The 26006-nt window shown below is 66.5% G+C and carries 23 protein-coding genes; 3 read left to right on the forward strand and 20 right to left on the reverse strand.

Annotated elements, in window-relative coordinates; all coding sequences use genetic code 11:
* Positions 1-75: 75 nt before the first annotated feature.
* The 6 genes from ACQPZG_RS20420 to ACQPZG_RS20445 all read right to left on the reverse strand — a co-directional run bounded on the left by ACQPZG_RS20420 (position 76) and on the right by ACQPZG_RS20445 (position 5427).
* The gene (locus ACQPZG_RS20420; RefSeq protein WP_433547183.1) at positions 76-1614 is read right to left on the reverse strand and encodes a terminase large subunit domain-containing protein; all 1539 of its coding nucleotides are present in this window, start codon (positions 1612-1614) and stop codon (positions 76-78) included.
* Positions 1601-2152, reverse strand: coding sequence for a hypothetical protein (locus tag ACQPZG_RS20425; protein ID WP_433547184.1), 552 nt, complete (start codon positions 2150-2152; stop codon positions 1601-1603). The genes ACQPZG_RS20420 and ACQPZG_RS20425 overlap by 14 nt, the downstream gene beginning before the upstream one ends.
* Before the next feature lie 119 nt (positions 2153-2271).
* On the reverse strand, positions 2272-2490 hold the full coding sequence (locus tag ACQPZG_RS20430; RefSeq protein WP_266663669.1) for a hypothetical protein: 219 nt from the start codon (positions 2488-2490) through the stop codon (positions 2272-2274).
* A 308-nt stretch (positions 2491-2798) separates the two neighbouring features.
* Positions 2799-3323, reverse strand: coding sequence for a hypothetical protein (locus ACQPZG_RS20435; protein WP_433547185.1), 525 nt, complete (start codon positions 3321-3323; stop codon positions 2799-2801).
* A gap of 5 nt (positions 3324-3328) precedes the next feature.
* Positions 3329-4768, reverse strand: coding sequence for a ParB N-terminal domain-containing protein (locus tag ACQPZG_RS20440; RefSeq protein WP_433547186.1), 1440 nt, complete (start codon positions 4766-4768; stop codon positions 3329-3331).
* A complete protein-coding gene (locus tag ACQPZG_RS20445) occupies positions 4765-5427 on the reverse strand; it encodes a ParB/RepB/Spo0J family partition protein (protein ID WP_433547187.1) in 663 nt (220 codons plus the stop codon). Before ACQPZG_RS20445 ends, ACQPZG_RS20440 begins: the two co-directional genes overlap by 4 nt.
* Positions 5428-6346: 919 nt before the next feature.
* Here ACQPZG_RS20445 and ACQPZG_RS20450 point away from each other — a divergent pair.
* Together ACQPZG_RS20450 and ACQPZG_RS20455 are read left to right on the forward strand one after the other, a co-directional pair.
* Positions 6347-14965 (forward strand): DNRLRE domain-containing protein, encoded by an 8619-nt coding sequence (locus ACQPZG_RS20450; RefSeq protein ID WP_433547188.1) that lies wholly within the window; start codon positions 6347-6349, stop codon positions 14963-14965.
* A 125-nt stretch (positions 14966-15090) separates the two neighbouring features.
* Positions 15091-15810 (forward strand): hypothetical protein, encoded by a 720-nt coding sequence (locus tag ACQPZG_RS20455; protein ID WP_433547189.1) that lies wholly within the window; start codon positions 15091-15093, stop codon positions 15808-15810.
* A gap of 387 nt (positions 15811-16197) precedes the next feature.
* Here the strand turns inward: ACQPZG_RS20455 and ACQPZG_RS20460 are convergent, their stop codons facing one another.
* The 11 genes from ACQPZG_RS20460 to fabG form a co-directional block, all read right to left on the reverse strand.
* On the reverse strand, positions 16198-16473 hold the full coding sequence (locus ACQPZG_RS20460) for a hypothetical protein (RefSeq protein WP_433547190.1): 276 nt from the start codon (positions 16471-16473) through the stop codon (positions 16198-16200).
* The gene (locus tag ACQPZG_RS20465; RefSeq protein WP_433547191.1) at positions 16473-16598 is read right to left on the reverse strand and encodes a hypothetical protein; all 126 of its coding nucleotides are present in this window, start codon (positions 16596-16598) and stop codon (positions 16473-16475) included. The genes ACQPZG_RS20460 and ACQPZG_RS20465 overlap by 1 nt, the downstream gene beginning before the upstream one ends.
* A gap of 227 nt (positions 16599-16825) precedes the next feature.
* Positions 16826-17158, reverse strand: a complete 333-nt coding sequence (locus tag ACQPZG_RS20470) for a VRR-NUC domain-containing protein (protein WP_433547192.1) — start codon at positions 17156-17158, stop codon at positions 16826-16828.
* Positions 17155-17409 (reverse strand): hypothetical protein, encoded by a 255-nt coding sequence (locus ACQPZG_RS20475; protein WP_433547193.1) that lies wholly within the window; start codon positions 17407-17409, stop codon positions 17155-17157. The genes ACQPZG_RS20470 and ACQPZG_RS20475 overlap by 4 nt, the downstream gene beginning before the upstream one ends.
* Before the next feature lie 207 nt (positions 17410-17616).
* Entirely contained in the window at positions 17617-17805 is a 189-nt protein-coding gene (locus ACQPZG_RS20480) for a hypothetical protein (protein WP_433547194.1), read from the reverse strand.
* Positions 17802-18086, reverse strand: coding sequence for a hypothetical protein (locus ACQPZG_RS20485; RefSeq protein WP_433547195.1), 285 nt, complete (start codon positions 18084-18086; stop codon positions 17802-17804). The genes ACQPZG_RS20480 and ACQPZG_RS20485 overlap by 4 nt, the downstream gene beginning before the upstream one ends.
* A 34-nt stretch (positions 18087-18120) precedes the next feature.
* A complete protein-coding gene (locus ACQPZG_RS20490; RefSeq protein ID WP_433547196.1) occupies positions 18121-18354 on the reverse strand; it encodes a hypothetical protein in 234 nt (77 codons plus the stop codon).
* Between the two features lie 177 nt (positions 18355-18531).
* Positions 18532-19131 (reverse strand): hypothetical protein, encoded by a 600-nt coding sequence (locus ACQPZG_RS20495; RefSeq protein WP_433547197.1) that lies wholly within the window; start codon positions 19129-19131, stop codon positions 18532-18534.
* A gap of 253 nt (positions 19132-19384) precedes the next feature.
* Entirely contained in the window at positions 19385-19615 is a 231-nt protein-coding gene (locus ACQPZG_RS20500) for a hypothetical protein (RefSeq protein WP_433547198.1), read from the reverse strand.
* A gap of 97 nt (positions 19616-19712) precedes the next feature.
* A complete protein-coding gene (locus ACQPZG_RS20505; RefSeq protein ID WP_433547199.1) occupies positions 19713-20690 on the reverse strand; it encodes a ParB/RepB/Spo0J family partition protein in 978 nt (325 codons plus the stop codon).
* Between the two features lie 737 nt (positions 20691-21427).
* Positions 21428-22132 carry a 3-oxoacyl-ACP reductase FabG gene (gene fabG / locus ACQPZG_RS20510; protein WP_433547200.1) on the reverse strand — a complete coding sequence of 235 codons (705 nt, stop codon included), beginning with the start codon at positions 22130-22132 and terminating at the stop codon, positions 21428-21430.
* A gap of 365 nt (positions 22133-22497) precedes the next feature.
* Here fabG and ACQPZG_RS20515 point away from each other — a divergent pair, with 365 nt between their 5' ends.
* Positions 22498-23340 carry a helix-turn-helix domain-containing protein gene (locus tag ACQPZG_RS20515; protein WP_433547201.1) on the forward strand — a complete coding sequence of 281 codons (843 nt, stop codon included), beginning with the start codon at positions 22498-22500 and terminating at the stop codon, positions 23338-23340.
* Positions 23341-23432: 92 nt separating this feature from the next.
* On the opposite strand, the gene ACQPZG_RS20520 is transcribed toward ACQPZG_RS20515, so the two are convergent.
* The 3 genes from ACQPZG_RS20520 to ACQPZG_RS20530 all read right to left on the reverse strand — a co-directional run bounded on the left by ACQPZG_RS20520 (position 23433) and on the right by ACQPZG_RS20530 (position 25909).
* On the reverse strand, positions 23433-24365 hold the full coding sequence (locus tag ACQPZG_RS20520; protein ID WP_433547202.1) for an MBL fold metallo-hydrolase: 933 nt from the start codon (positions 24363-24365) through the stop codon (positions 23433-23435).
* Between the two features lie 89 nt (positions 24366-24454).
* The gene (locus tag ACQPZG_RS20525; protein ID WP_433547203.1) at positions 24455-25381 is read right to left on the reverse strand and encodes a hypothetical protein; all 927 of its coding nucleotides are present in this window, start codon (positions 25379-25381) and stop codon (positions 24455-24457) included.
* Positions 25382-25708: 327 nt separating this feature from the next.
* Positions 25709-25909 (reverse strand): DNA-binding protein, encoded by a 201-nt coding sequence (locus ACQPZG_RS20530; protein WP_433547204.1) that lies wholly within the window; start codon positions 25907-25909, stop codon positions 25709-25711.
* Positions 25910-26006 lie beyond the last annotated feature (97 nt).

Below are 26006 nucleotides of genomic sequence, written 5' to 3' on the forward strand. Positions count from 1 at the left end.
GGCTGGCTACTGTCGCCGGGATCGTGATGCACTTTGATGCGCGGGCGCACAGTGGACGGGGAATCGTTGCGTGCGTCACCGACGACCAGAGAGCCGTCCGTCCCGGTAGACGGTCGAGGAAACGCCGCTGTGCTGCGGGTCGGCCAGTTGCGTCATCGCGTGCACCGCCGCGTCCATCCGGTCCGGGCTGTCCATGCCGGCGACCCACGTCACCATCTGCTGTTCGAGCACCGGCCACTCGCCAACGTGGTGAATGCGGCCCTGCTCGTACAACTGGGCGATCGGCTCCGCCCTCAGTCTCTTGCCGTGCTTCGCCGTGACGGACAGGACGGCGGGCATCAGCATGTCCTCCGTGCGCTTCTCTCGATGAAGCTCCTGCCACGCCTGGTTGAGGATCTGCCGGGACATGTCGCCGCCGTAGTTCGACTCGACGACGATCGCGTCCGCCCGCAGCTCGATCGCGAGCAGGCACGCTTCCCGCCCCCAGGCGTCCGCGCCTCGATTGCCCGAGCGGTCGTCCAGGACGTACAGGTGCCCGTCGCGGTCGGTCGCGGCAGCCACGATGCCGGTCTCGTCGCCGACAGCGGATTCCCCACCTGCGGGGTCGACGGCGACCACGATGCGTGTGAGATCGATGCCGCGGAACTGGGCGGCGCTGATGCGGTTGCTCGTGATCCACGCCCATTCCCACACGCCGCCGTCCTGCGGGCGGGGCTGCTGCATGTACAGCGACCACCACACGCGTTCGCCGACGGATCGGCGGATCTCGGCGAGGGCGTCGTGGTCATAGCGTTCGGGCCACAGGGGTGTGCCAACCGGGCGGCCGAGCGCGTCGTCCTCGGAGAGGGCGAGGGCGGGCAGGTCGATGACCGTCCACCGGTCGCCCTCGTCGGCCAGCACGCGGCCGGCGAGGTCGTCCTCGTCCCACCGGGTCTGGATGAGGATGACGGAGCCGCCCGGCTCGATACGGGTGAGGAGGACGGCCTGCCACCACTCCCACAGCCGCTTGCGCATGGTGGGGGAGGAGGCTTCGGCGGCGTCCTTGATCGGGTCGTCCACCACCGCGAGGTGGGCGCCCTTGCCGGTGAGGCCGCCGCCGACACCGGCCATGACGGCTCCGCCCTCGGTCCCGGCGAGGTCGAAGCGGTTCGCAGCTGAGGAGCCGGGGCGCAGGCTGATTCCGAGCTGGGGGCTGTAGTTGAGGATGGCGTCCCGGATCCACCGGCCGTGGTCGTCGGCCAGGTCGGAGGAGTACGAGGCGATCATCACCCGGTGTTCCGGGCGGCGCCGCAAATACCAGAGCGGAGCCCACCTCGCGGCACGGCGGCTCTTGCCGTGCCGCGGAGGCATCGTCAGGAGCAGCTTCGTTGGCTTCCCGGCGGCGACCCGCTCGAACGCTGCGTCGATCTTCGCCAGGTGCGGGGCCTGCATCTCGCGGCCCTCGGTGAGGACCGACGCCATCGCACCGGGGGAACGGTCCATCGCCAGCTCGCGCTCAATGCGCACGAGCCGGGCACGGAGTTCTGGGGTGGAGGCTGCGGCGATCTCGCGGCGCTGGTGCGCGGGAAGCGACCGGTACAGGGCGAGGACCGCAGCCTCATCAGCCTTCGGCACCCTCGCCCTCGGTGGTCCCGGCGAGGGCGATCAGGCGCTCCAGCTCGGTCAGACCCGCCGTCTCGACCTGCACCGCGCCACCGTCAGGCCCGGACAGCTCCGCACGGACCGGCCGGTCGAGGCCCAGGAGGCGGCTGCTGCGCTCGATGATCCGCACCGCACGGTCCACGGCCTGGTAGTCGCCGGAGCGGATCGCCGCCCGGTAGACGGTGAAGAACAGCCGCTCCAGGCGTTCCACCATGAGCTGCCGGAGTTCGTCGCTGTTCCCGTCAAGGGCGGTGGTGCGCTCCAGCAGGGCCTTCGAGACGTCCTTGCACGCCAGCTCGATGAGGCGCTTGTCCGTGGGTGGTTCCTGGCCCCGTTTGTACTTGTCGATGCCGTACCCCTGCGGGTACGCCACACCGTCGGTGTTCACCGACGGGTCGGCGGCGAGCTTGCGGGCGATGGTCAGCCAGTCGACGCCCGCGAGCTTGAGGTCGATCGCGTCCGCACGGCGCTGGGTGATCGCGGCCCTAATCGCCCGGTTGGGGCGGCCCATGAACAACTCCCGGACCCCACGCCGCCCTTCCATGATCCTGTAGCGAAGACAGGCACGGGGGACTGTTGGTCTGGGGGGCTTGCCCCGCGCCGGTCAAGGCGCGGGGCGTGAGCAGCGGCCTAGATGTGCTTGCCCAGCGTCCAGTGAGTGAGGCGGTCCACGAGGTCGAGGATGTGGCGGCGCGGACCGGCCGCCACGAACGGGAACACGACGAACGCGGGGATGAAGGCGATCACGGCGAACAGGGCCGGGATGAGGCGGACGACGATCGTCAGGAAGTCGACGAGGGCGCGGAGAGTGCGTCCCTGGGACAGGATGTCGAGAAGGCGGTCGAACAAGGCGGGCTCCTAGGGGGTCGGTTCGGTGGAACGACCTGGCTAACCGCCTGAAGGCACACGTCTCCCTCAGGTGGCGCCGTCGCATCTGGCGACAGCAGCCGGGTCAATGAACCGCACCCCCTGGCCCGCTTGTTGCGAGTCAGGGGCGGGTTCTACGCCGCTCCCTCATAGGTGCCTCCTGGAGCCCGAGTGGGGTCCTCGTCAGTAGAGCCGTCGTGTCACGCTCGACGGCCCGGAAAGATTACCGGGCCGTCGACAGTGTTCACAAGGGGATTAATTGCGCGATCAGTTGGGCCTCTTTCGGGCGGTCAGAAGGCCAGCTGTTCGCCCCGGCTGTCCGGCTCCACCTTCGGCGGTCGCGGTGCAGCGTCGGGTACATCCCGGTGGGTCTTGAGCCACCATCCGAACTGCCAGTTCCGGCATGTTCGGTAGCGGCGGCCGGACCGCAGCGGGGCGTCCAGGGGGATGCTGTGCTCGCCCCACGCGGTGATGGGGAGGGCGTTGGTCAGCTTGACCTTCAGGCCGGGGACGGTCGCGTCCCCTTCCCAGTTCCCACCAGGTGCGTGCTCGAACGCGAGGTGTGCGTTGCGGCCCCAGTCCCAGGGGATGGGCAGGGCGCACAGGTACCAGGCGGCGGGCGGGTTGTGTGCCGGCAGCAGAAGAGTCTGGGTGCGTCGGCGGTGGGTGACGTCGTGGCGGTCGCACTCGGCGAACGTCTTGAGGCAGTGCTCGGTGAGGTCGACCTCGCGGACACCTGCCAGCCACATGATGCGGTAGGTGTCCGTCGCCTCTATTTCGATGCGAACCTGTTCTGGGTCCGCCCCCGATTTCATTCCGTTCACCCCTCCATTTCGCTATTCCTATCCTTGATCAATTCTACCAGAATGCCGACAATTCCCTCATGCTTGTTATGCCGGTACTCATTCGGATACGGCATATTGAATTCATTGCGGAATGCCTCTTCGTATTCCTCGGCGGCAAACGCGCGAGGATTGTGGCAGACGGCCTTGACGGTTGCCCGGGAGGCGTCGCTGAGCTGCACGTCCTCGAAGTACCGCAGCAACAGCCCGCGCAGGGATTCGGGGGTATGGAAGCGGATGCGCTGCCACTTCCCCTTCACGAACCGCATGTCGACGTTCTCACTGTCGAGGAAGTTCAGGCGGGTCGAGTCACGGCTGATGGAGTGGCCGGAGTTCTCGTACGCCAGCTCCCTGTCCAGGTTGCGGGTGCCGATGCAGACCTGGCCGTCTGCCGCGCACAACGCATTCACGGTGAGGAGCACCCAGTGCTGGTAGTCCAGCGACGTGGTGGCATTGATGACGGAGTCCAGCACCACCACCTCGTACAGGCCCCTTGCCCGTAGCTCCCGTTCGATGCCGCGGATCTGGCCGACGATCGTGCGGATGTCGAGCGAATACTTGCCCTTGAGGGTGCGGTAGGGCTCGTAGTCCTGAACCTTGTACCCCTCGGCGCGCAAGTGCCGGGCGTAGTCCCCGTGACCGGCCCCGAAGTCCACGATCCGGGTAGAAGTGGTGATCCTTGGCCGGACGAGCCGTTCCCACACTTCGGACTTGTAGCGGACCTGGTCGGCCTTCGCCTTCGAGGAGTGCTCGCGCAGCCGGTTGGGCTGCACGATGTGCTGGTTCCACACCGGGGCCTGTTCCTCCAGGCCGGTCCAGTCGTAGACGCCGTACTCGCCGGTGAGATCCTGCACCAGCTCGCCGGCGTCCGAGGATGCACAGGTCCAGGCGAGGACGTCGAACCGCTGGGTCTTTGCGACGGCCGCGTATTCGGCGTTCAGGACGACGCGCCCCTGGTCGTCGATGACGACGGACCCCCACGCTCCGTGGGCGGCGGTCATGAACGCGATCGCCTGCTGGAAGGGGACGTTCTTCGACTCGGCAACCTGGATGGACTGCCACGGAATCCAGCACCACTGGCCGATCGGCCCGGGCTCCGCGTAGACGAGAGAGGACTCGGTCTCGACTCGGTTGTGGAGGAGGTTGAACTTGATCTCGTCCTGGAGGCGGACCTTCTGCGGCAGGATCATCGCCGGAGTCGTCTCCTGCCCGATCGCCTTCAGACCCTTGGTCCTCTGGTGGCCGGCGACGAGGGTTCCATCCGCGTTGAGGATGACCGGCTTTACGACACCGTGGCGGCTCAGTGAGCCCTGGAGGCGGATGAACGACTCGGGGGAGAGGCGGCGCGGGTTGTAGTCCGCGGGGCGCAGCTTCGCCAGCGGGTAGACGGGATCGAAGCGGACGTCGAGGCGGGTCATGCGATGGCCCCCTCGGACGCGTGGTGCTCCTCGTTGAGGACGTGCCACCCGAACCCGAGATCGCTGTCCTGGTCGGCCACGAACCGCTGGTAGAGGGCGTCGAGGAGTTCGACCTCGGCCTGGGTGATGCGCACGCGGGTCGAGGACCACTGCATGTACCCCCACTGGAGGTAGTCCACCGTGGCGGCGGCACCGGTTCCGGTGCCGTCGGTCGGCAGCTCGATCGGGGCGGGCAGGGCGGTGGTGTCGAGGAGATCGTCCACCTGCTCCTGGTCGTAGCCGGTGCCCTCCAGGTCGGGCAGCTCGGAGAGAACTTCCGCGAGGAGGGCGGTGTCGTATCCCGCGAGGTCGTTGGATCGGTTGTCGACGATGACGATCTTTGCCGCCGCGTCGTCGTCCACATCGAGCCAGGTGACGGCTATCTGCTCCCAGCCCAGGTGCCGGGCGGCCTTCAGGGTGTGGTTCCCCGCCAGGACCTCGTTGGCCCGGCCGGTCAGGGTGCCCCGGTTGACGACGATCGGCCTGTACTGGCCGTTCGCGGACAGGCTTGCGCAGATCGCTCCGAGATCACCGGTGCGCGGGTTGCGGTGGTAGTGGGACAGGTCGGCGACGGGTACGGCGAGGGCCGCGAGCGACGAGGGGATACGGGCTTGAGGCACGGCAGGGCTCCAGCCCCGCGCCCATCCCTAAGCCTAGGTGAGCAGGGACGCCAACCTCAGGCTAAGGATGGTTGGGCGGCACAACGGTGGGCCGAGGGTTCGCCAGTATGGTCGCTTGCCGTCAACCTCTATGGCCGCTCCGTCGTTGCGTCTTCGCCGGCGAGCACTGCTGTGCACGTGGTGCGACCGTATGGCCCGGAGGCCGTCGCGCGCTGCTGGTGCTGGTCGCGGATCGCGAGGCGGCAGGTGGCCTCGCCTCCCTGCTGCGGTAGTTGGACCTTGACTGACGGTTCTTGGCCGAGAGGTACCTGGACTGTCTTCTTCCAGGGGAGGTTCACGGCATTTTCCGTGGTGGCGGTGCCTTGTTCACTGGTGGCGAGGTAGGTGATGTCGGCGGTGCCGGTGCCTGTGACGGAGTAGGTGACGGCGGCGGTGGGGGTTGGTGGCTTGGCTAGCGTGTTCTGGCCGGTCAGGGTGTAGACGCCGTATGCCGCCGCAGCAGCTACGAGGAGGGCGGCCCCGCCTGCGAGAGCCCGGCGCCGGCGGCGTGATGCGGGTGATTTGTGGGGACTCGTGGAATCAGCAGGCTCGGCGGGATTCTCGTCGGATCTGGGGTCAGCTATGGGTGTGGGCATGGGTGGGTTTCCTGTCGTCGGAGATATGCCGGGAAGTTCTACAGCAGGTGCACCGCGTGCGCCAACCCTTGGCTTGATAGGGCCGTAAGGGCTTCCTGAATTCCATGGAATACCCGGATGTAGACGCAAGTTACGGACATTCACGGCCCGTTGACGATGTGACAGGAGCATGCCTAGGTTTTCACTTCTTCATCACTGGCGGGGAAATTCCCCGCCAGTGCATAGCCCTGCCCGAATTTGGCCGCGTAGGCGAATTCCGGCCAGGGGGAAGGAAGTTGAAGCAAGTGAGGATTCGGCACCGAAGATTCACCGCCGCCCTCGTCGTCTCGGCCGTGCTGGGGACTGCGGTTCCGCAGATCGCCTACGCGGCACCCGCACCCGGGGGCGGTGACGACGGAGACGGCAAGAGCTTCGCGGACACCGTCTCGGGGTGGTTCGGCGGAGACAGCGACGATGACGACAAACCGCCGGCGGGCGGCAAGCTGGAGATCTCAAGCAGGGAGCGTCTCCCGCAGGGCAAGAACGCGCCGCAGGCCAAGCGCGTGAAGGAATTGACCGGTGAGCGTACTTCCAGCGCCCGCTTCTGGCAGCTCTCGGACGGTCGGGTGGAGGCGGAGCTGTCCGCGTTCCCGACCTCGTACCGTCAGGGTTCTTCCTGGAAGCCGATCGACACGGCGGTCCGGAGCTCCGGCAAGGCACTCACCAATGCCACGAACACCGCCACCAGCCACTTCGGGCGCACGGCCGAGGAACTGTTGCGGTACGAGGTCGGGGGCGGCCGGTTGGTCACGCTCGGCCTGGACGGTGCGTCCGGCGCGCTGACGCCGGCGGTCAAGGGCGACACGGTCACCTACAAGGACCCGAAGTCGGGGGCAGACCTCGTCTATCAGGTCGGCGCGGGGCAGGTGAAGGAGAACATCGTCCTGGCCAAGAAGCCGGACGGGCCGCTCTCCTTCACCTTCAAGCTGCGCACCGAGGGGCTGACGCCCAAGGCCCGCGCGGGCGGGTCGATCGCCTTCTACGGGGAGACGTCGAACCACCCGGTGCTGGTGATCCCCGCCCCGTACATGACGGACTCCAAGAAGTCGGAGACCTCGGCGTACGGGCAGGTCAGCACCGACAAGGTCACCCAGAAACTGACCGCGGACGGGAAGGACTGGCGGCTGACCGTCACCCCCGACGCGCAGTGGCTGGCCGACCCGGCACGCCAGTACCCGGTGACCGTCGACCCCACGCTCACCGTGGCCCCGCAGCCGGGTCAGTCGCAGGACACCATGGTCCTGTCCGACACCCCGGACGAGAACTTCGGCGCCTCGTGGAAGATGTCGGTCGGGCGCACCGGCGCGGGCGTGGCCCGCTCGCTGCTGAAGTTCCCGCTCGACCAGATCCCGGCCGGAACGAAGATCGACTCGGCGCGCCTCGGTCTGTACTTCGACCAGGTGCACGCCACCAACGCCTACGACGTACCGCTGGCCGCGCACCGGGCGACCGGCGCGTGGGACGAGTCGACCGCGAACTGGACCAACACCAACGCCCTGGTCGGCGAGGTCTCGGGCACGTCGGTGCAGGCCGATGCCGGCACGCAGGGCAGTACGGCTGCCGTCGGTGAGTGGCCCAAGGAACAGGCCGCGGAGGGCGACTTCGCGTACAACAAGAACGCCGCGAAGGGCGAAACGTACACCTGGCAGCCGAAGGTCCCGGAAACCGGTGCGTACCGGGTGGACGTGCGCGTCCCCAACACCGACCTGGAGAACGCGGCCACGAAGGCCCCGTACACGGTGACCGGCAGCAAGGGCACCGCGAAGGCCACCCTCGACCAGAGCGACGCCAAGGGCGGGGAGTGGAAGCCCCTGGGCGCCCCGGTGGACTTCGCGCGCGGTACCGCCGGGAAGATCACGCTCGGCGACAGCGGCGACGAGGACGAGCGCGCCCTCGCCGGTGACGTGCGCCTGGTCGCCGACGCCCAGGTCGTGAAGACCAAGGGCCAGCACAGCCAGTGGCACCGCTTCCCGGTGAAGGACACCGTGCAGAAGTGGGTGGACGGCGCGGCCGCCAACCACGGCTTCGTCGTCAAGGCGGTCGACGAGTCCGCCACCGGCCCGCTCGGCGGCCCGCGCTACGAGTCCGCCGACGGCGACTACGACGGCGAGACGGCGAACTTCCCCCGGCTGACCGTCACATACGGCGCGGTCGGCACGGAGCTGCGCGAGCCCACGGTGGTGCACGGCAACGGCCCCGAGCTGTCCTGGGCCGCGTACACCAACACCTCCGGCGACGCGGCGAACGACCTGGCCGAGTACCAGATCCACCGCTCCGACCAGCCCGGCTTCACCGCCGGCCCGGACACCCTGATCGCACCCGTGGCGAAGGGCAGCACGTCCTACCGGGACGTCTCGGCCGCCCCGACCCCGGCCGCCAGTGCGAACGAGATCGGGCGCACGCACTACTACCAGGTCGCGGTGAAGACCAAGGGCGGCAAGGTCCTCGGCTCACCGGTGCGCGACGTCGGCGTGCCGAAGGCCGGCCGGACCCTGCGCATCCTGCCCGCGACGGCCGACACCACCCTGTCGTCGCTGAAGCCGGACACCAACCTGGACAAGCTGCCCGCCGACGGCGGCGAGCAGACCTGGCTGAGCGTCGGCAACAACTCCAGTACCGAGGGAACGACCCGCAGCGCGTTCACGTTCCCGACCGGCTCCGTCCCCGACACGGCGACGGTCCTCCAGTCGCAGGTCCAGCTGTGGGGTGCGCAGACCACGACGGGCAGCAAGGGCGCGACCTACGAACTGGCGCCGCTGAGCCGTGAGTTCGCGGAGACGGCCGCCACCTGGAACAAGGCGGACGCCACCACCGCGTGGACCAAGCCCGGCGGTGACATCGGCCCCGCGGTCTCCGACTCCGTCGGCGGCATCGTCAGCGACCTCGGCCGCCACACCTGGGACGCCACCTCGCTGACCCAGAAGTGGGTCGAGAAGCCGGCCGACAACAAGGGCGCGGTGATCAAGCTCAACAACGAGGCCACCACCGCCCCGCAGGAACGCACCATGTTCCTCTCGGGCGAGGCCCAGGAGGAACGTCTCCGCCCGCAGCTGCGCGTGATCTACGTCGATTCCACCCCGTGGAACACGTACTACGCACCGCACACCCCGCAGCGTATGACCGAGGACAACACCTACCCGGTCGACGTCACCCTCACCAACACCAGCGACAGCGCCTGGCCCGCGGGCGAGCGCAAGCTGTCCTACCGCTGGGCACTGCCGGACGGCTCGCAGCTGACCGACACCCCCGCACTCAACCTCCGCACCGACGTCCCCGCGCTGCTCCCCGGTGAGGGAGCGGTCGTCAAGGCGACCGTCAAGGCCCCGCCGGTGGAGGGCAACCGGCGTGAAGGCCACGTCCTGATCTGGGACGTGTTCAACGCCAAGAACAGCACCTGGTTGTCGAGGACCGACTCCATCGGCGGCCTGGAGCAGCCCGTCGCCGTCGAGGACCCGACCGCCGACCGCCTGGGCATGGAGAAGTACCACTCCTACACCGGCAAGAACACCGGCGCCGGTTCGACGTTCATGTCCAACCTGGGATCCGGCAACGGCGTGTGGTCGTACAACGCCTTCAACAACCCGGGCCGCGGCCTCAACACCTTCCTGCGCCTGTCCTACAACGCCCAGGACACCTCCGACACCCAGCTGGGCCACGGCTGGTCCGCGCAGGCGGCCGGTCCGATGCGGCTCGGCACGATGCTCGACTTCCACCCGGACCGCGCGCCGGGCGAGGTCTACATCACCGACGGCGACGGCACCCAGCACCTCTTCCGCAAGCAGGGCGACGGCACCTGGCGCTCCTCCGCCGGGTACCACTACCTCCTCAAGCCGAAGGCGGGGGTGACCTGCACCGACGGCATGGACGACGTGGCGGACGCGTGGACGATGACGCGCCCGGACGGCACCCGATTCAAGATCGACTGCGACGGATACCTCCGCTCGGTCGTCGACAAGAACGGCAACACCCAGACCTACGTCTACGAGGTGCGCGACTCCGGCAACCGCTGGGTCAAGTTCCTCAAGGAGATCAAGGACCCGGCCGGCCGCACCTCGCTCAAGCTGGACTACTGGCTGCCGGGCGACAAGACGTACGAGTACATCGAGGCGAACGGTGAGATCGCCCCGGGCTACGTCCTGTGGGACCCCAAGATCTACGACCACGTGAAGTCGATGACCGACATCTCGGGCCGGAAAGTCACCTTCCACTACACCCGGCAGGGCACCCTCGGCCGGCTCACGGACGGCGACGGGAGCGCGCAGCCGAAGGTCTTCAAGTTCGGCTACGACGCGGCGCAGGGCAACAAGAACGTCAAGCTCACCAAGGTCACCGACCCGCGCGGGAACGCCACCTCGGTCGCCTACGACCGGGACCCGGAGTACCGCTGGTCGACCAAGACCCTCACCGACCGCCTCGGCGGTGGGACCACCTTCGCCTACACCCCCACCGGCAGCGGCCGCACCACCAAGGTGACCGACGCCCAGAACCACACCTCCACCTACCTCACCGACGGCCTCGACCGCGCCACCACGGTGACGAACGCCAAGTCCCAGACCACCAAGATGACCTGGGACGACGACCACAACGTCACCCTCATCGAGGAGAACAACGGCGCCAAGACCGCCTACTGCTACGACCCCAAGACCGGTTTCCCCATCTGGCAACGCAGCGCCGAGGACAACAAGGCGGGCGTCCCGACCGCAGCGGAATGCGCGGGCCCGGACGTCTTCCCGGCCCACTCGGTCCGCTACAAGTACCAGACCCGGGCGGACGGCTACGCGGCCGACCTGTGGAAGAAGACCTCAGCCGAGGGCTATTCCTGGCAGTTCGACTACGACGGGTTCGGCAACCTCAACAAGGTCACCGACCCGCTGGGCGTCAAGTCCGGCGATGTCCAAGATGACTTCACGACGAAGTACGACTACGACGGCTTCGGCCAGCTCACCAGGGCGACGGACGCCAACGGCAACGCGACCCTGACATCGGACTTCACACCCACCGGCTACCCGCGCAAGACCACCGACGCCGAGGGCCGCAGCACGCTCACCGCGTACGACGAACGCGGTCAGGTCACGACGGTCACCGACGCGCTGGGCAAGAAGACCACCCAGACCTACGACACGTACGGGCGTCCGTTGGTCTCCACGGTCCCGAAGGATCAGGCTGCTGGCAAGGTCCTCCAGTCGATTGCTCCGGACTACGACGCCAACGACAACGTCACCCAGTCGAAGGCGATCAACGGTGCGATCTCGACCGCCGTGTACGACAAGGCCGACCAGCTCATCTGGGCCACGGCCCCGCAGGACACGCCGACCTCGGCAAAGCGGGAGTCGACATACGCCTACGACAAGGTCGGCAACCTGACGTCGACGACCGAGCCCAAGGGCACGGCGACGACGGCGGACGCTAAGGACTACGTCACCACTAACACCTACGACGAAATCTACCAGCTCACCGACGTCACCAACGCGGCCGGTGAAAAGGTCAGTTACCTCTACGACGGCGTCGGCAACCCGGTCAAGGTCATCGACCCGAAGAAGAACAAGACCCCGTCCCCGGACGACTTCACCGCCAAGACCGACTACGACCTCAACCACCGGGTCATCGCGACCACGGACGCCGCAGGCAAGACCAGCCGCCAGGAGTATGACAAGGACTCCCGCCCGGTCGCCGCGACGGACGCCGAGGGCAACCGCGTCGTCCGCCACTTCGACGACCGCGCCAAGCTGGTGTCGGTCGAAGCCCCGCATGCTGACAAGTTGATCCGGGAGACGAAGTTCGGGTACGACCAGGTCGGCAACCGCATCAAGACCTTCTCGCCGCGCGGCGTAGCCACCACGGACAACGCCGACGACTTCACCTCCGAGACGACCTACGACGCCCTGAACCGCCCGAAGAGGCAGTACCAGCCCTACGACCCCAAGGACGGCCGCTACAACAAGAAGGTCTTCACGGAGACCACCTACGATGCGGTCGGCCGGGTGGCGAAGGTCTCCATGCCGCCCAGTTCCGGCGAGACCACTCGCAACGACACCACCTACGAGTACTACGACAACGGTTGGGTGCGCTCCTCCACGGACCCGTGGGACATCGTCACCAAGTACGACTACGACGACTTCGGCCAGCAGTCCAAGCGCACCCTGGTTTCGGCGGGCGGCTCCGCCACGCGCACGATGACGTGGGAGCACTACCCCGACGGCAAGCTCAAGTCCCTCCAGGACGGCGGCATTCCGGTCGGCACGTCGGTGGTCATGGTCAACAACACCGACAAGCAGAACGTCTCCGCCACCGGCGCACAGGAGTGGAAGAGCACCCTGGGCCGCGACAACGTCCATGCTCCCGGTACGGGCACGGACGCCTTCCAGTGGACGCTGAACATCCCCAAGGACGGTAAGTACGCGGCGTACGTCAAGTACCCGAAGGTGGCCGGGGCCTCCCCGTCCGCGACGTACTCCCTCTCCCACGCCAAGGGCGCCACGAACGTCAAGGTCGACCAGCGGACGAACACCGACGGCTGGGTCAAGATCGGCGACTACGACTTCAAGGAGGGCACCGAAGCCCACCTCAAGCTCGCCGAATCCGGTCTGGGAACGGTCGCCGCGGACAGCGTCAAGCTGGTCCGTGACAACTCTGCCGAGGCGGACGTCGAGAAGAAGCGGTTCGACTACGCCTACGACGTCAACGGCAACCTGACCTCGGTCGACGACACCTCCTCGGGCCGCCGCATCGACGCGTACACGGTCACCTACACCGGCCTCAACCAGGTCGAAACGGTCACCGAAGCCCTCGCGGGCCAGGAGAAGAAGAAGACCGCCTACACCTACGACGAGAACGGCCAGCCCAAGACCCAGACCCACCCCGACCAGTTCTCCTCCTACACCTACGACCTGCGCGAACTGGTCAAGACGGTGACGGTCGGCAAGTCGTCCTCGGACCCGGCGGCGAAGGTCTCCACCTACGACTACACCGACCGGGGCCAGAAGAAGCAGGAGATCAAGGGCAACAAGAACGTCGTCGGCTACACCTACTACCTCGACGGCGCCCTCAAGACCCAGACGGAGAAGAAGCCCGACGGGACCCTGATCTCCGACCACGCCTACGCGTACGACGCCAACGGCAACAAGGCGGAGGACGTCGCCCAGAAGCGCAACGCGGACGACGCGACGAAGCTCCTCTCCTCCACCACCAAGTACACCTACGAACCCGCCGACCGCCTCGCCACGGCGACCAAGACCGGCAACGGTGCAGGCGTTGAGACGTACGTCCACGACGACAACGCCAACGTCATCTCCCAGACGGTCAAGGGCAAGACGACCACCTTCGGCTACGACCGCAACCGGTTGTTGAAGACCACCGTCGGCACCGCCGTCGCGGACCACGTCTACGACCCGTTCGGCCGCCAGGATTCCGTCAAGTCCGGCACCCAGGTCATCGAGAAGAACACTTACGACGGCTTCGACCACGTCGTGAAACACGACAAGGCCGACGCCAAGGGCGTTCTGAAGTCCACGACGTACGCCTTCGACCCCCTCGACCGCACCACCTCCAAGACCGAGGACGGGAAGAAGACCGAGTACAACTACCTGGGTATGTCCGGCGAAGTCCTCACCGAGGAAGTCGCCACCAAGCTCACCGCGTCCTACCAGTACAGCCCCTGGGGCGAACGCCTCTCCCAGGTCAAGCACACGGCCGACGGCAAGACTGACGAGTCGTACTACGGCTACAACAGCCACACCGACGTCGAAACCCTGACGGACAAGGACGGCAACGCGAAGGCGACGTACGGCTACACCGCCTACGGCTCCGACGACACCACCGAGTTCACAGGCATCGACAAGCCCTCGGCCACCAACCCCACCAAGGATGCGTACAACCCCTACCGCTTCAACTCCAAGCGATGGGACGCAGCCTCGGCCACGTACGACATGGGCTTCCGAAATTACAGCCCCGGACTCAACCGGTTCACCAGCCGGGACATGTACAACGGGGCGCTCGCGGACATGGGCCTCGGTAGTGACCCCATGACCGGCAACCGGTACGCCTTCGCGGGCGGCAACCCCGCTAGCTTCGCCGAGCTCGATGGGCACCGTCCAAACGGGGACGATTGGAAGTACGCCCCCCTGACCTACTATCCAGATTCTGGAGTGTATACAGACGAGAACAGAATTCCGCACGTCGTAGCGGCTGATGGGGATAGTCCCTCTAGTAGGGCTGTCCTTCCCCACATGAATAAAACACTTTCAGACTCAGGTAAATACTATGACTCATCCACTGGAACCGGGTCTAAGTATCTTCACCAGGACGATCTGAATGCAAAGATGGAGAAGGGGCGTGTGGACCTTCCCAATGGGGAATCACCGGTGCGTGGAACGACCGCAGACTTCATCAAGGTGACATGGGATTCCGGGGCAATCGTCAGTGTTGAATCCGTCGATGACGTCACATCGAATGGAAAAGCAGGTGCCGAAAAGATTGCACAGACGATCCGAAATAAGATGGGTAGTAAGAATCAGACTAAGTACGTAGTGTTCTCGGCGCAGACTCGTGAGATGGCGGAGGCGGTAGCCAAGATATTTGTTGACGACGTCAACGTCCGTTCCGTCCATCTGCCGTCAGGGTATGACACCGGGGAATTCGGGCTCCTCAAACAGGGAAGCGCCGCCTTGCGGGGCGGGGTAAAGGGTGGCGGGAAGGCTCAGGGGCCTGGACGCGGGGTCGGCGGGAAGATCATGGGAGGAGCTGGCGCTTTGGGCGACATACTCTTCCTGCGGGACGCCATAGGGTCGATCTGGGATAGTGTGAATGGACGCCCAGTGTGCCCACCGTGGCCCCTGGACTGCACGGTATACCGGAACGACGCGTAGGCTGGTAAGTGGGTCCCGCAAGGCGCGGGGCCCACTTATCCTCAGTTTTCTTTCAAGTCTAGGAATGAAGAATGTCGAGAAGCGTAGTCACAGTCTGTCTACCCTCGGGAAAATCTGAGGATGTAATGAATCTGCTTACTCAGGCACTTTCTCCGTATGATCAAAACGACGATCTCAGTCGACCAGGTAAAGAGTGGCAGGGGGAATGGGATAGTTGGTGGATTTATAATGGCCATCATGAAAAGTGCTTCTTTGTTAAAGCTGGTTTGGAACATGATGATCGTTTGGTGCGTGTCATGCTGGGCCCTAGAGGAGAGATGCGTGAGATCCCTCTCAGTAGGTGTGACGGGGGCCCGGTTGCCTTGCTCGATTTCAATACAGAGATGTCGCGCGTTGAGGCCCTAGAGGCAGCCAGGTGGAATAAACTGGCAGAACTCGCTCAAAAGTATCCTGAGGCCGCTTCAGTGGATGAAATATACCGCCAGGCGTGCGATGCAGGAAAGCCTTCTATGCTTGAGGTGCAAAAGCGATACCTAGCGCAAGAGTTCGTTACTGCCGCGGCAGCTGCTGAATGGCTACCCTCAACTTACCGTAATGATGTATTCGATCCTGTTGGATGGCTGCAAGGGGGAATCGATCAATTCGTAGAGTCCAGCAGGTTGAACGTCTTTCCCACTGACGCTATTTTGAACCTAGATGGAGACTGGATGGATAGTTCCAATTTTCATGCCGAGGGTAGTGGTGTGTGGCGGGATGGAGATATGAAATATCGGAGATATTTTACTGACTATCTGCAATCGTTGGATGATGGGGAATTCGTGGTGCGGGTGCTCTATCGCTCTTAAGGTGTGCAGGTAATTAACTCGCGGTTATCCGTGTGTTGATTCGTCGGACGGGCGCAACGGTGGTGGAAGGGCTGCGCTGGTCCCGCCGGGGGCTGTGACCGGGGTAAGCAGGAAGCCCTACGGACGTGGGTCTCCGCAGGGCTTCGCGCAGGGAGGCTACTTCTGCGCCTGCAGTCCGAGTAGTGAAAGCAGTGCACGGGTGGCGGCGTTGCGAATGACGGTGCCGTGGTAGGTCGGGGGTGAATGGTGTGGCCGTACCCCGCGCCGCAGCCCACCCCCCGTCTCCGGTGTCCCACAGATAGACGGCCCCTACCCATTCCCTGTCGTACTGGTAGGCGGCCTAACTCTGGCGCTGTCGTCGGCAGGAGGGGAGGCCCCTGACTCTGCTCAGATGGCCCGCTCTTCGCTGGGGCCGGTGTAGCGGGCCCAGACCTCGGCGGTTCCCTCTCGGGTGCTGTGCGCCTTCGCCTCGAATGTGCCCGCTGGCCGGAACGCGGCGAGTTTGCCGGTGCGGATGCGGTGGGACTGGTTGGCGGCCCGGTTGATCGTTTCGTGGGTGTCGATGTGCGCCCACTCGCCGGGGCGTTCCCGGAGGGCTCGGGCGGTGTCGAACGCCTCCTGGCTGCGGTGGGGGGCGGGCAGGGTGTCGAACCGTACGTGCATCAGGAGGCTCCGTTCGGGGTGTTGGCGGCGAGGGCGGTTTCGGCGAGATGGCGGATGCGGTCTGCGGTGCGCCACTGGTCGTCGGCAAGGTGTTCGCACAGGCCGTTCGCCAGGTCCGCGATCACGGCCAGAGCGTCGTGGTGCTGGTCGTGGGGGGGGCTGGGGGGACGGCTCGGCGGTGATGGGCTTCGCGGGGTGGTTCATGTGGTCAAGCATCGCGGTCAACGGTTGTTGCAGCGGCAGGTGTTGGTGATGATGTTGAACCAGCTGTCGCAGCTGGAGCACCACACGGAACCCGGGTGCGGGGGTGTGCCGTGGGTGTGGTCGTTGCCGGTCATGATGGTCTTTCGGTTTAGAGGTTGTCGGGGAGCTGGGCGCGGGGCCCGGCGGGGGCGAGGGTGTTGACGATGAGGCCGAGGTCGCGGGGCCGCCACAGGGCGACCTCGAACCCGCATCCGGCGAGGTGCTGGAGCCATTCGCGCTGGGCGGGTCGTATGCGGCCGGTGTTGGTCTTGAGTTCCACGAACAGGGTTCGCGCTGCTTTGGGGTGGCCGTAGACCTCGTCGGGCCAACCGGCGTCGCTGCGCCGCGAGTTGTGGGTGTGGTAGGCGAGGGTCCATCCGCGCATGGCGGCGAGCTGTCGGACCTGGCGGCGGAACCGCTCCTCGGTCATGTCGGTGCTCACGTGTTTCTCGGGCGCCGGGGTGCGGTCGCGGCGTAGGCGATGGCGCAGTGTTCGGCGGCGTTCGGGTCCGGGCTGGGGATGGGGGTTTGGGGCCTGCGGGTCTTCGCGGGGCGGCGGCGTTGTTCCTTGAGGAGTTCCTGCACGGGGCGGGGGGCTGCCTCTTGGAGGATGTCGGCCAGTGGGCGGCCGTACCGCTCGGCGATGAGTGCGGCGTAGAGGTCGGTGTCGTAGGGGATGGGGTCGGCAGGCATCTTGGGTGTCTCCGTGGGTGGGCCGGGACCCGCTGGGTGGGCGGGTCCCGGCCTGAGGGGTGGCTCGTATCTGACGAGCCGTTCCGGGCGGGCGGGGCGCGGGGGGTCGCTGCCCGTCCGGAAGGCGGTGGGTGGTCAAGTCGTGCCTGAACCTGACAACGATCAAGAACCTAGCACGGTTTAATGTTGCGGCCTATTCAAGGGGTCTCAGTCCACGTATGCCAGCTTGCTCGGCCGATGCGGGGTGGCCCTCTGTGATCCGTCCCAGCGCACCATGATGAGTTCTTCGCCGCTGAAGGGGCAGGTGCCGTGCCCTGTCACGACGCCGAACGGGGGGAGCCTGTCCGCAGGTACGGGCGAAGCGGTGGTGACGTGATCGTCCTTCTCGAAGCTCATGATGCGCCCTTCGGGGTCGGGGTGCCGGATGCCAGGGCTTCCAGGCCCTTGCCCCAGGCGGCGGAGACGGGTTCGTCGAACGCGAAGTCCCCCAGCGGGTCGTCAAGATCGGTGGCCCGCCAGTCGCTTGCCCCTCCGCCGGCGGGGCGCTGGAAGTGCTGGGTTCCATCCTCGGTGCGGATGGCGAGGCGGAGAGCGCCGTCGTCGGAGTGGTGTCGGGTGAATCCGCCCCCTGCGGTGAGGGCGGCGCGGGTCAGGGAGTCGCCAAGCGTAAGGGTCATGGCATTCCTTTCAGTAGTTACGGCCTATTTGAGGTCAGAGGAAGAAGGCGTAGCCGTCGCACGACGGGCAGGAGTCTCCAGTGGGCCACGTCCCGTCGGAGCAGTCCGGGCACTTGAGGGCGCGCCCCGAGCCGTGGCAGTCGGGGCACTCGCGTGGCACTTCGTACGGCCCGAGCAGGTAGGCATCCTGCCCTGAGCCCTCGCAGTTCTCGCACTCGGGTGCGTCGTGGCCGTACCGCTCGAAGCACTCGACCGGTGCTGTGGACATGCGCTCCTCCTTGGTGGCCGGGAGGGGCTTTCCCGTTCCCTCTTGTCTAAATTCTACTATGAACGAGGGGGGTGTCCAGTCCTGCCGAGAAACAACACCCCCCACCAAAACACCTGCTCACAGCCCCGATCGAGGGACCGTGGGACTGGCGGAGCGAAGTTCCAGTGCCAGGGGCTGTCAGGCCACGTGATCCAGCAGCGCCGCCCAGGCCCCTGCCACTTGGGCCTGCGACCACCCGCCGCCATGGAATGACAGCCGGGCAACCAGCCTGCTGCCCTCCTGAAGGGCGACATGATCACTGCCCGGCACCAGCCTCCTGTCACCGCGCGCCCCCGCAGGGACAGGCACCCTCCACACCCGCATTCCCAGCGGGTCGTCATCAGGCTCCTCCGGCACGAAGTGCCCGATGCGGTTGAGAAGTTCACCGCTGTCGTGGCGGCAGCCGCCCGAGCACGTCAGCAGCGCCGCCCTCACGCCCCCCACCAGGAACGCGTGCCGCGTCATCGAGGACCAGGACTTCGTGCGCACCTCCACATGAGGAGCGACAGCGTGGGCGGTGCGGTGCACCCACAGCCCCGCGCTGGCGGCGTCCTGGTACGGAGCCCCCACCGCCCACCCCTCAAGGCGGGCCAGGCGCTCCCACGTCCACGGCTCCCGCTCCTGGAACGACATATCCTCGGGCCCCAGCGTCAGCCACAGCCTGTCCACCGCCGCCGTAGTGAACACGTCCCCGACGTGCAGCGTCTCGATCCTGACCAGCACCGCGGGCGCGTTCAACGGCATCACCTCCCTCGCTTGAAGAAGAGGGCACGACCGGCAGTCGGCCCCGGGCTGTATGCAGTCTCCGAAGCCGCCCCACCGGGCGCGGAAGGTGTTCTGGCTCTCGGTGAACGTCGGGTACGAGCGAGGGCGCAGGGCACACTGCTGGCCTCCGTGCCACATGTGCGCGTTGAGGGAGAGGCGGTTCCAGCCTCCGGCAGGTCGTGCCGGTGCGGGCGGGTCCAGGCGTACGGGCATCACAGTCTCCTGATCAGAAAAGTTCGTCTTGGCCGTCGGCGTCCTGTGGCTTCGCCGGAGCGGTGCGAGGCCGCCGCTGCGGTGCCGGTACGGGCTCGCCGAACAGGGCCTCGGTCCCCGACCTGTCAACGGCGGCCGGGATGGGCGCCGGAATCGGTTCCAGGGGAAGTGCGTGGTGGGCGGTGCGGTCGAAGTCGGCGCGCTGCAGGGAAGTCCACTGCGGCCGGCGGGAAGTGCTGCTCATGACGGTGCTCCAGCGGCAGAGAGGCTTGCGGGAGGGGGCGTAAGGGCCGCCCCCAGGCCGAGGGGCGGCCCGCTCGCGCGGGCCGCCACGCCCCTTCTCAGACCGCCACAAGCTCCTTCTCCGGAGCCTTCGCCTGCGGGCTGACCTCCACGGCCACCTTCTGCGGGGCTTCCGCCTCCGGGTTGACCGTCACGACCTCCTTGGCCTCCGCGTGCGCCTTGGCCTGCTTCAGCTGGAACCGCGCCTTCGTCAGCGTCTTGGCCACCCGCTCCAACTTCTCCTGCTGGGCCCCGATCTGCCCCTCAAGGGCCTCGGCCAGCTTGAACGGGTCCGTCTGCGCGATCTCGTCCAGCTTCGCTATCAGGCGCTCGATGTCGTCCAGCGTGCTGCGCGTCTTGGTGCGGGTCGCGGTGCGCTCCGCGCGCTGCTCCTCCGTCATGTCCTCGACGATCATCAGCACCGGCTGGTCCTGCTGCTGCTTCATCGCGAACGCGAAGTGCACGATCTCGTTGTCCGACTTGAACTCACCGCGCACGAACTTGCTCAGCAGCGCACCCTGATTGGCGAAGTTCAGCTGTGCGATCTGCACTGCCGCCTGAGTGCCGATCTTCTCTTCCTTCACGAGCTCCTGGAACTCCACCCGCAGGTCCAGCAGCTGAAGACGCAGCTTGACGTATGCCACGGTCTTCCCGAAGTCCTTGGCGACCGTCTCGACCGTCGCACCCTCCTCCTCGTCCAGGATGCGCTGGTATCCGTGCGCCTCCTCGAAGGGGGTCATGTCCTCACGGTTCACGTTCTCCGACATCGACCGCTTGAACCGCTGAAGTTCGCTCTTCTCCGAGGTGATCGTGGCCTTGATCGTGGTCAGCCCGAGCATCTGGTGGGCGCGGTAGCGGCGCTCACCGGAGACGATCTCGTACCCGCCGTTCTCGTTGTCGGGCCGGACCTCGATGGCCTGGATCTGGCCGTAGGTCTTGATGGCCGTCGCCAGCTCGTTCAGCTTTTCCTCGTTGAAGTACTCGCGCGGCTGGTTCGGGTTGGCGTGGATCTGGGTCATCTTGAGCTTGCGCAGCATTTTGGTTTCCAAGAGGTGTTTTCGGTGTGACTTCCTGCCCTCACCTTGTAATCCAATTCTACTATGAGCTGGGGGAGGGTCCAGCTCCCCGAGCCTGGGGGCAAGTGATCCACGCCACATGCAAGTTGGGGTTTTTCTGGCGCTCTGAGCTGCGGAAACGCGCTCTCGGAAGGCCGAGCCCCTAGGCCGCGAACTGCCCTCCGCCAGCCCTCACGCTCAGCCGCGAACCCCTACCCCCGAAACGCACGAAGGGCCTGCGGCGGCACCGGAATCCGGTACCACCGCAGGCCCTTTCCCCTCCTGCCGTTCAGTGGCCCTGCGCGCGACCCCCGTCCGCCCGCTTACGCCACTGACGTACTGCGGCGGGCGCACCCGCCATCAAGGCCCTCGCGCAGTCCTCACGGATCGGGCAGCGCGCACACACCGCGCGCGCCTCCTCCCCCGTGGTCTCCGGCCCTGATGCATCGTCCCCGCCCGTGCGGTTCACGCACGCCGCCGAGCTCCATGCGACCGGCCTTCCCAGCCGGTCATCCGTCCCGCCGTACAGGCCCAAAACCTGGGTCAACTGCGACGGGTCGAAACTGCTGCTGCCCTGTCGTCCCCGCCTGGGCAGCTTTGCGAGCGCAGCTACGCGCTGCGCGTCGATGGTCACGTTGCCGGTGCCCCTCTTTCCGGGGCCGCTTCCTTGCGCCCCCGCGGTGTTCGGACCGCCCCCTGGGTGTCCGCCAGTTGTGGGCTCAGTGGCCCATGCCCACGCCGCCGTCGACCGGAAGCACAGCTCCGGTGATGTACGAGGCGGCGGGGCTGGCCAGGAAGCGCACGGCTGCGGCGATCTCCTGCGGCTGCGCGATACGGCCCAGGGGGATCTGCGACAGCAGCGCGTCGGTCCGTTCCTGAGGGAGGCCCTGTGTCATGCGGGAGGCCGTCAGGCCGGGGGCGACCACGTTCGAGGTAATGCCGCGTGAGCCGTACTCGCGGGCGAGGGAACGGGCGAAGCCGACCAGCCCGGCCTTGGAGGCCGCGTAGTTGGACTGGCCTGCCTCGCCCAGGAGGCCCACGGCCGAGGACACGAAGATCATGCGCCCGCCCTTGGCGCGGAGCATGCCGCGGCTGGCGCGCTTCGCCACGCGGTAGGCGGACGTCAGGTTGGTGTCGATGACGTCGGTGAAGTCGGGCTCCGACATGCGCATGAGCAGCCGGTCCCGGGTGATGCCGGCACAGTGCACCAGGACCTCGACGGGGCCGTGTTCCTCCTCGGCCCGCTTGAAAGCCTTGTCGACGTCCTCAGTCGAGGTGACGTCGCAGTCCAGACCCAGGATTCCTGCGGGGGGTTCTCCCGAACGACAGGTGACCGCGATCTTGTCACCGTCGGCCGCCAGGGCCTGGGCGATCGCGAGGCCGATGCCTCGGTTGCCACCGGTGATGAAGACGCTGCGTCCCATGGGGGTCCCCTTTTTTGCGGTTCTGGTCGGTGCAGCTCGGCGCGGACTGGTCGGCCGTTGCGGAGCCCGTCCGCAGGCCCCCTGCGGGCGTCCTGCGGCACATCAACCTTGGCACCTGCTCGGTCGTCAGTTCGAGGCGAAAAGCCGGAGGTTGCGCTTCCGGTAGTGACGGAACGGGTACCGCTGCTCCCGGTACCCCGCTGTCCTCCCGCGTATATGCGTGCCATTACGCTCATATGTCCAGTTGCGTGTGTGGCGTGAAGGATGTTCACGTACGCGGGCGGGGGAACCGGCTTGGGTGATATGCCCAACCAATCGCCCATATGTTTTGCACTTCTTTACCAAACGTGAGGGATAGCGCAGGTATGACCACAACTCGGCCGATCACGCCGTTCTTGAAGGACTGGCGCAACAGGTGTGATCCGAACCAGGTGGCCGGGTTCACCGCCAAGTTCGGACAGCGCACGAAACTCGGCCTGACCCAGGCCGAGATGGCCTCCGTGCTCGGCATCACCGAAGGCTGGTACCAGAAGTTGGAAGCCGGCCGGATGACCACACCGTCCAAGGAACTGCTGGAGAGTGTCGTCCGTGTTCTCGACCTCGACGAGGCGCAACGGCACACCCTCTACATCTACACCTGGGGCGAAGTCCCTCCGCAGGTCTTCAAGCCCACCACCGAGGTGGACCCGTCCACGGCCGCGCTCATACGCGTACAGCCCTGGCCCGCCTACATCTCCGACTGGGCGTGGAACGTCCTGATGTACAACGAGGCCGCCGGCCGGGACTGGCCGTGGATGAAGCACGGGGTCAACGTCATGGTCTGGGCCCTGACGTACCCCGAAGCCCGCTTGCAGCTGATCAACTGGGAAGAGGACTGGGCCAAGCCCATGGCCTCCCAGCTGCGGCTGCGCGCGGAAGCGAATCTGAAGGACCAGCAGCTCCAGGCCGTGATCGAGGAAATCAAGCAGCGCGACAAGGTCGCCGCACGTCTCCTCACCAGCGACCTGACGACCGTCACCCACCCCGACGGCGACCGGCGCTGGCTGTACCTGCCCGGCCACGGCGACGCGGAGTTCGAAGTCGTCTTCCGCGCATACGAGCCGATGGGCGCCCGCTCCCAGCGGCTCATGCTCGTCGTCCCCGCAGCCGAATGCGAAACGACCGCCGGGGCTCTCACCGCTACCGGCCAGGTACCAGCCGCCGGGTAGAGACAGGGTTTGCCCCTTCGCCCGCGCCGCCGTACGGGAACTGGGTCCGCTGCGACCGGCCCCAGGACCCCGAGCGGTACCATCCCGCAGCGTCAGACCTGCGCCAGGTCCGCCATACCTTCGACCAGGGGGAGGGTTCCGGCAGGAATGCCAGGGACTCCCACGTCCTTGTAAGCGGCCGCGACGGCGGTGAACAGCCGCTCCGGGTGCGCCAGCTGCCCCGCGTGCTGAGCTGACACCCGACGTGCCGCCTCACGGAGGGGGACACCGGCGGCGGCAAGACCGGCAGCGGTGTCGAAGACGCGGGCCAGGAGATCACGGATGGCGGTGACTCCGCCCCGGTCGGTGATCTTTCCGTGCCCGGGGACGAAGACCGCTGCACCCGTGCCGAGAAGGGTGTCGCACGCGCTGATGCAGGCACGCAGGGAGTCGGACCAGACGACCATGTGGGCCCCGTTGAACAAGGCGTCCCCGGCGAACACGACTCCGTCCTCGGGAACATGTACGGCCACGTCGCCATGGCTGTGCCCGGGTCCCAGGTCGATGAGTTCCACCACCATCTGCCCCACCTTGAGCTCCAGGCGGCCGGAGAAGGTACGGGTCGGCCCCTGCACGGTGATCCCGGAGAAGTCGAAGGATCCGAAGTGCTCCGCGGCGTAGGCGGCAACCGGCGTGGACAGAGCCGACCGGCTCAACGCCGTCAGCTGGCCCGGGGTCATCTCCTGACACAGGTTGACACCCGAGGCCGTCGAGGTGATGAACTGCGCCCCGGATACGAGCTGGTTGCCCCAGGTGTGGTCACCGTTCTGGTGGGAGTTGACCACCGTGGTGATGCGTGCCCCTGGAACGCTGTCGGCTATCGCGTCCAGCAGGTCCTGGGTCTCCGCCAGGGTGAACTGCGTGTCCACCAGCAACGCTTCACCGTCCGAGGCGATGAGCCCGCAGTTGCTGAAACCCCAGGCGATGCGGTCGTGCACCCAGGCCCAGGTCGTCGTGGACAGGGGGCGCAGGGACGGCGCAGTCAAGGCATGTTCCAGTTCTGTTGTGCTCGGCGTGGGGGGAGTGCGGAGCCCGCCGAAGGCGGGCCGCCAGCCCAGTATCCCGTGCCTGGTCGTCAGCTCGGTGTGCGCCAGACGATGTTGATGCGCTCGTGCGGATCGTGCGGTCCGTGCCCGGACGGCAGCACGTACACCACCTCGATCACAAGCCCCACCAGGGCGCGGCGTGACGTCTGCGGTGCACTGTTCCACCACGCGACGACATCCGTCACCGTACTGATGTCGAGGCCGGCGATCTGCTCAAGGTTCCGCAGACGCGTGCGCGACTCCTTGAGGTCCTGCTTCGTTGCGTCCTGGGCGGCGAGGAAGGCAGCCTTCACCAGCAGGCCCCGGCCGTGCAGGTCGCCGAGCTCGGCGAACCTCTGATTCGCACCCTGCACGTGGGCACGCAGGCGTGACACCTCGTCCTTGATGTCCTGTTGCATGCGCGCCAGTCGCTCCTGGACGCCGGGGCGCATCAGCTCGGCCAACACCTCTTCCGCAACGGCGGTCTCCAGCCGCTCGGCGGTCATCCGGACGCCGCCGCACGAGGCAACCCCCTCGGTGGGAGGCGGGCACCGGTAGCCAGGGGCGGCATCCCCGGTCACCCGGGCACCCACCGCCGGATGCTTGCACTGCCCGCACGCGGACAGGCCACAGGTCAGGAGGTAGTCGTAAGCCGGGCGGGGTACGGCCTGCGCCTCCCCCTCCTCGTCATGTGCGGACGGGGCGTACTTCGCGTTCAGCTTGTTGTGCTCATCGACGGTAAGGACGGTCTCGCCGAAGTCCTCGATCGGATTGCCCTCCTCATCGAGTCCCGCCATTCGGGGGTGAAGGAGCGTGCGCATCAGGACCGAGGTGCGCCACTCGCTTCCGCGTGCGGTGCGGTACCCCTTGCTGTTGAGGGTGCGAACCACGTCGCTCTTGGTCGGTGCCGGCTCATCCAGCAGCAGGGAAGCGGCAATGCGCAGTCCCTTGGTCTCGTGAGGATGCAGTACCCCCATGCTCGTGTAGCCAGTTGGCCGACCACCCATGACAGTCCCTCCGGTGGGAAGCCCGGTCGCCTGCCCGTTAGCAACCGCTTAGCTCCTTAATAGGCCAGAGTACTGGTCTAGACAAGATGTGAGGTTGTACTCGCTGGTCAGCTTGCCAACATGTTGACAAACGTGCAGGTCAGCGCAGGAACGGGTGTCGCGCCGACACTTAGATGTGAGCGGCATCACTGCAAGCTGGGACGGTTACAAGGTCATTGCTTTCATCCGGTGTCACCCATAAGTGCAGGTGGGGGCCCTGTTGCGATCTCCTTGCAATAAGGAATAGGTGACAACACATTAGGCATGGGGTGAGATCCCGAGCGCCTTCCAGATCGTCACTGTCGCCACCTTCAACGTGTCACCCACCGGCACCGTCATCGCCGGGAACGTCCCCGCCTTGATCAACGCATACGCCTTGTCCGGGCCGATCCCGAACGCCCGCGCCGCCACCGACACGCTCACGCTCACCGGGAGCGCCAGCACCTCATCCAGGGTCATCCCCTGAGAAACGGAACCCGAACGACGGACACCAGAAGAAACAGACATAAGTGGGCACATCCATCTTCCCCGCGCCACCTGGCCAAAAGCATACGGC

The sequence above is a fragment of the Streptomyces sp. CA-294286 genome (assembly GCF_050947155.1).
GTDB lineage: Bacteria > Actinomycetota > Actinomycetes > Streptomycetales > Streptomycetaceae > Streptomyces.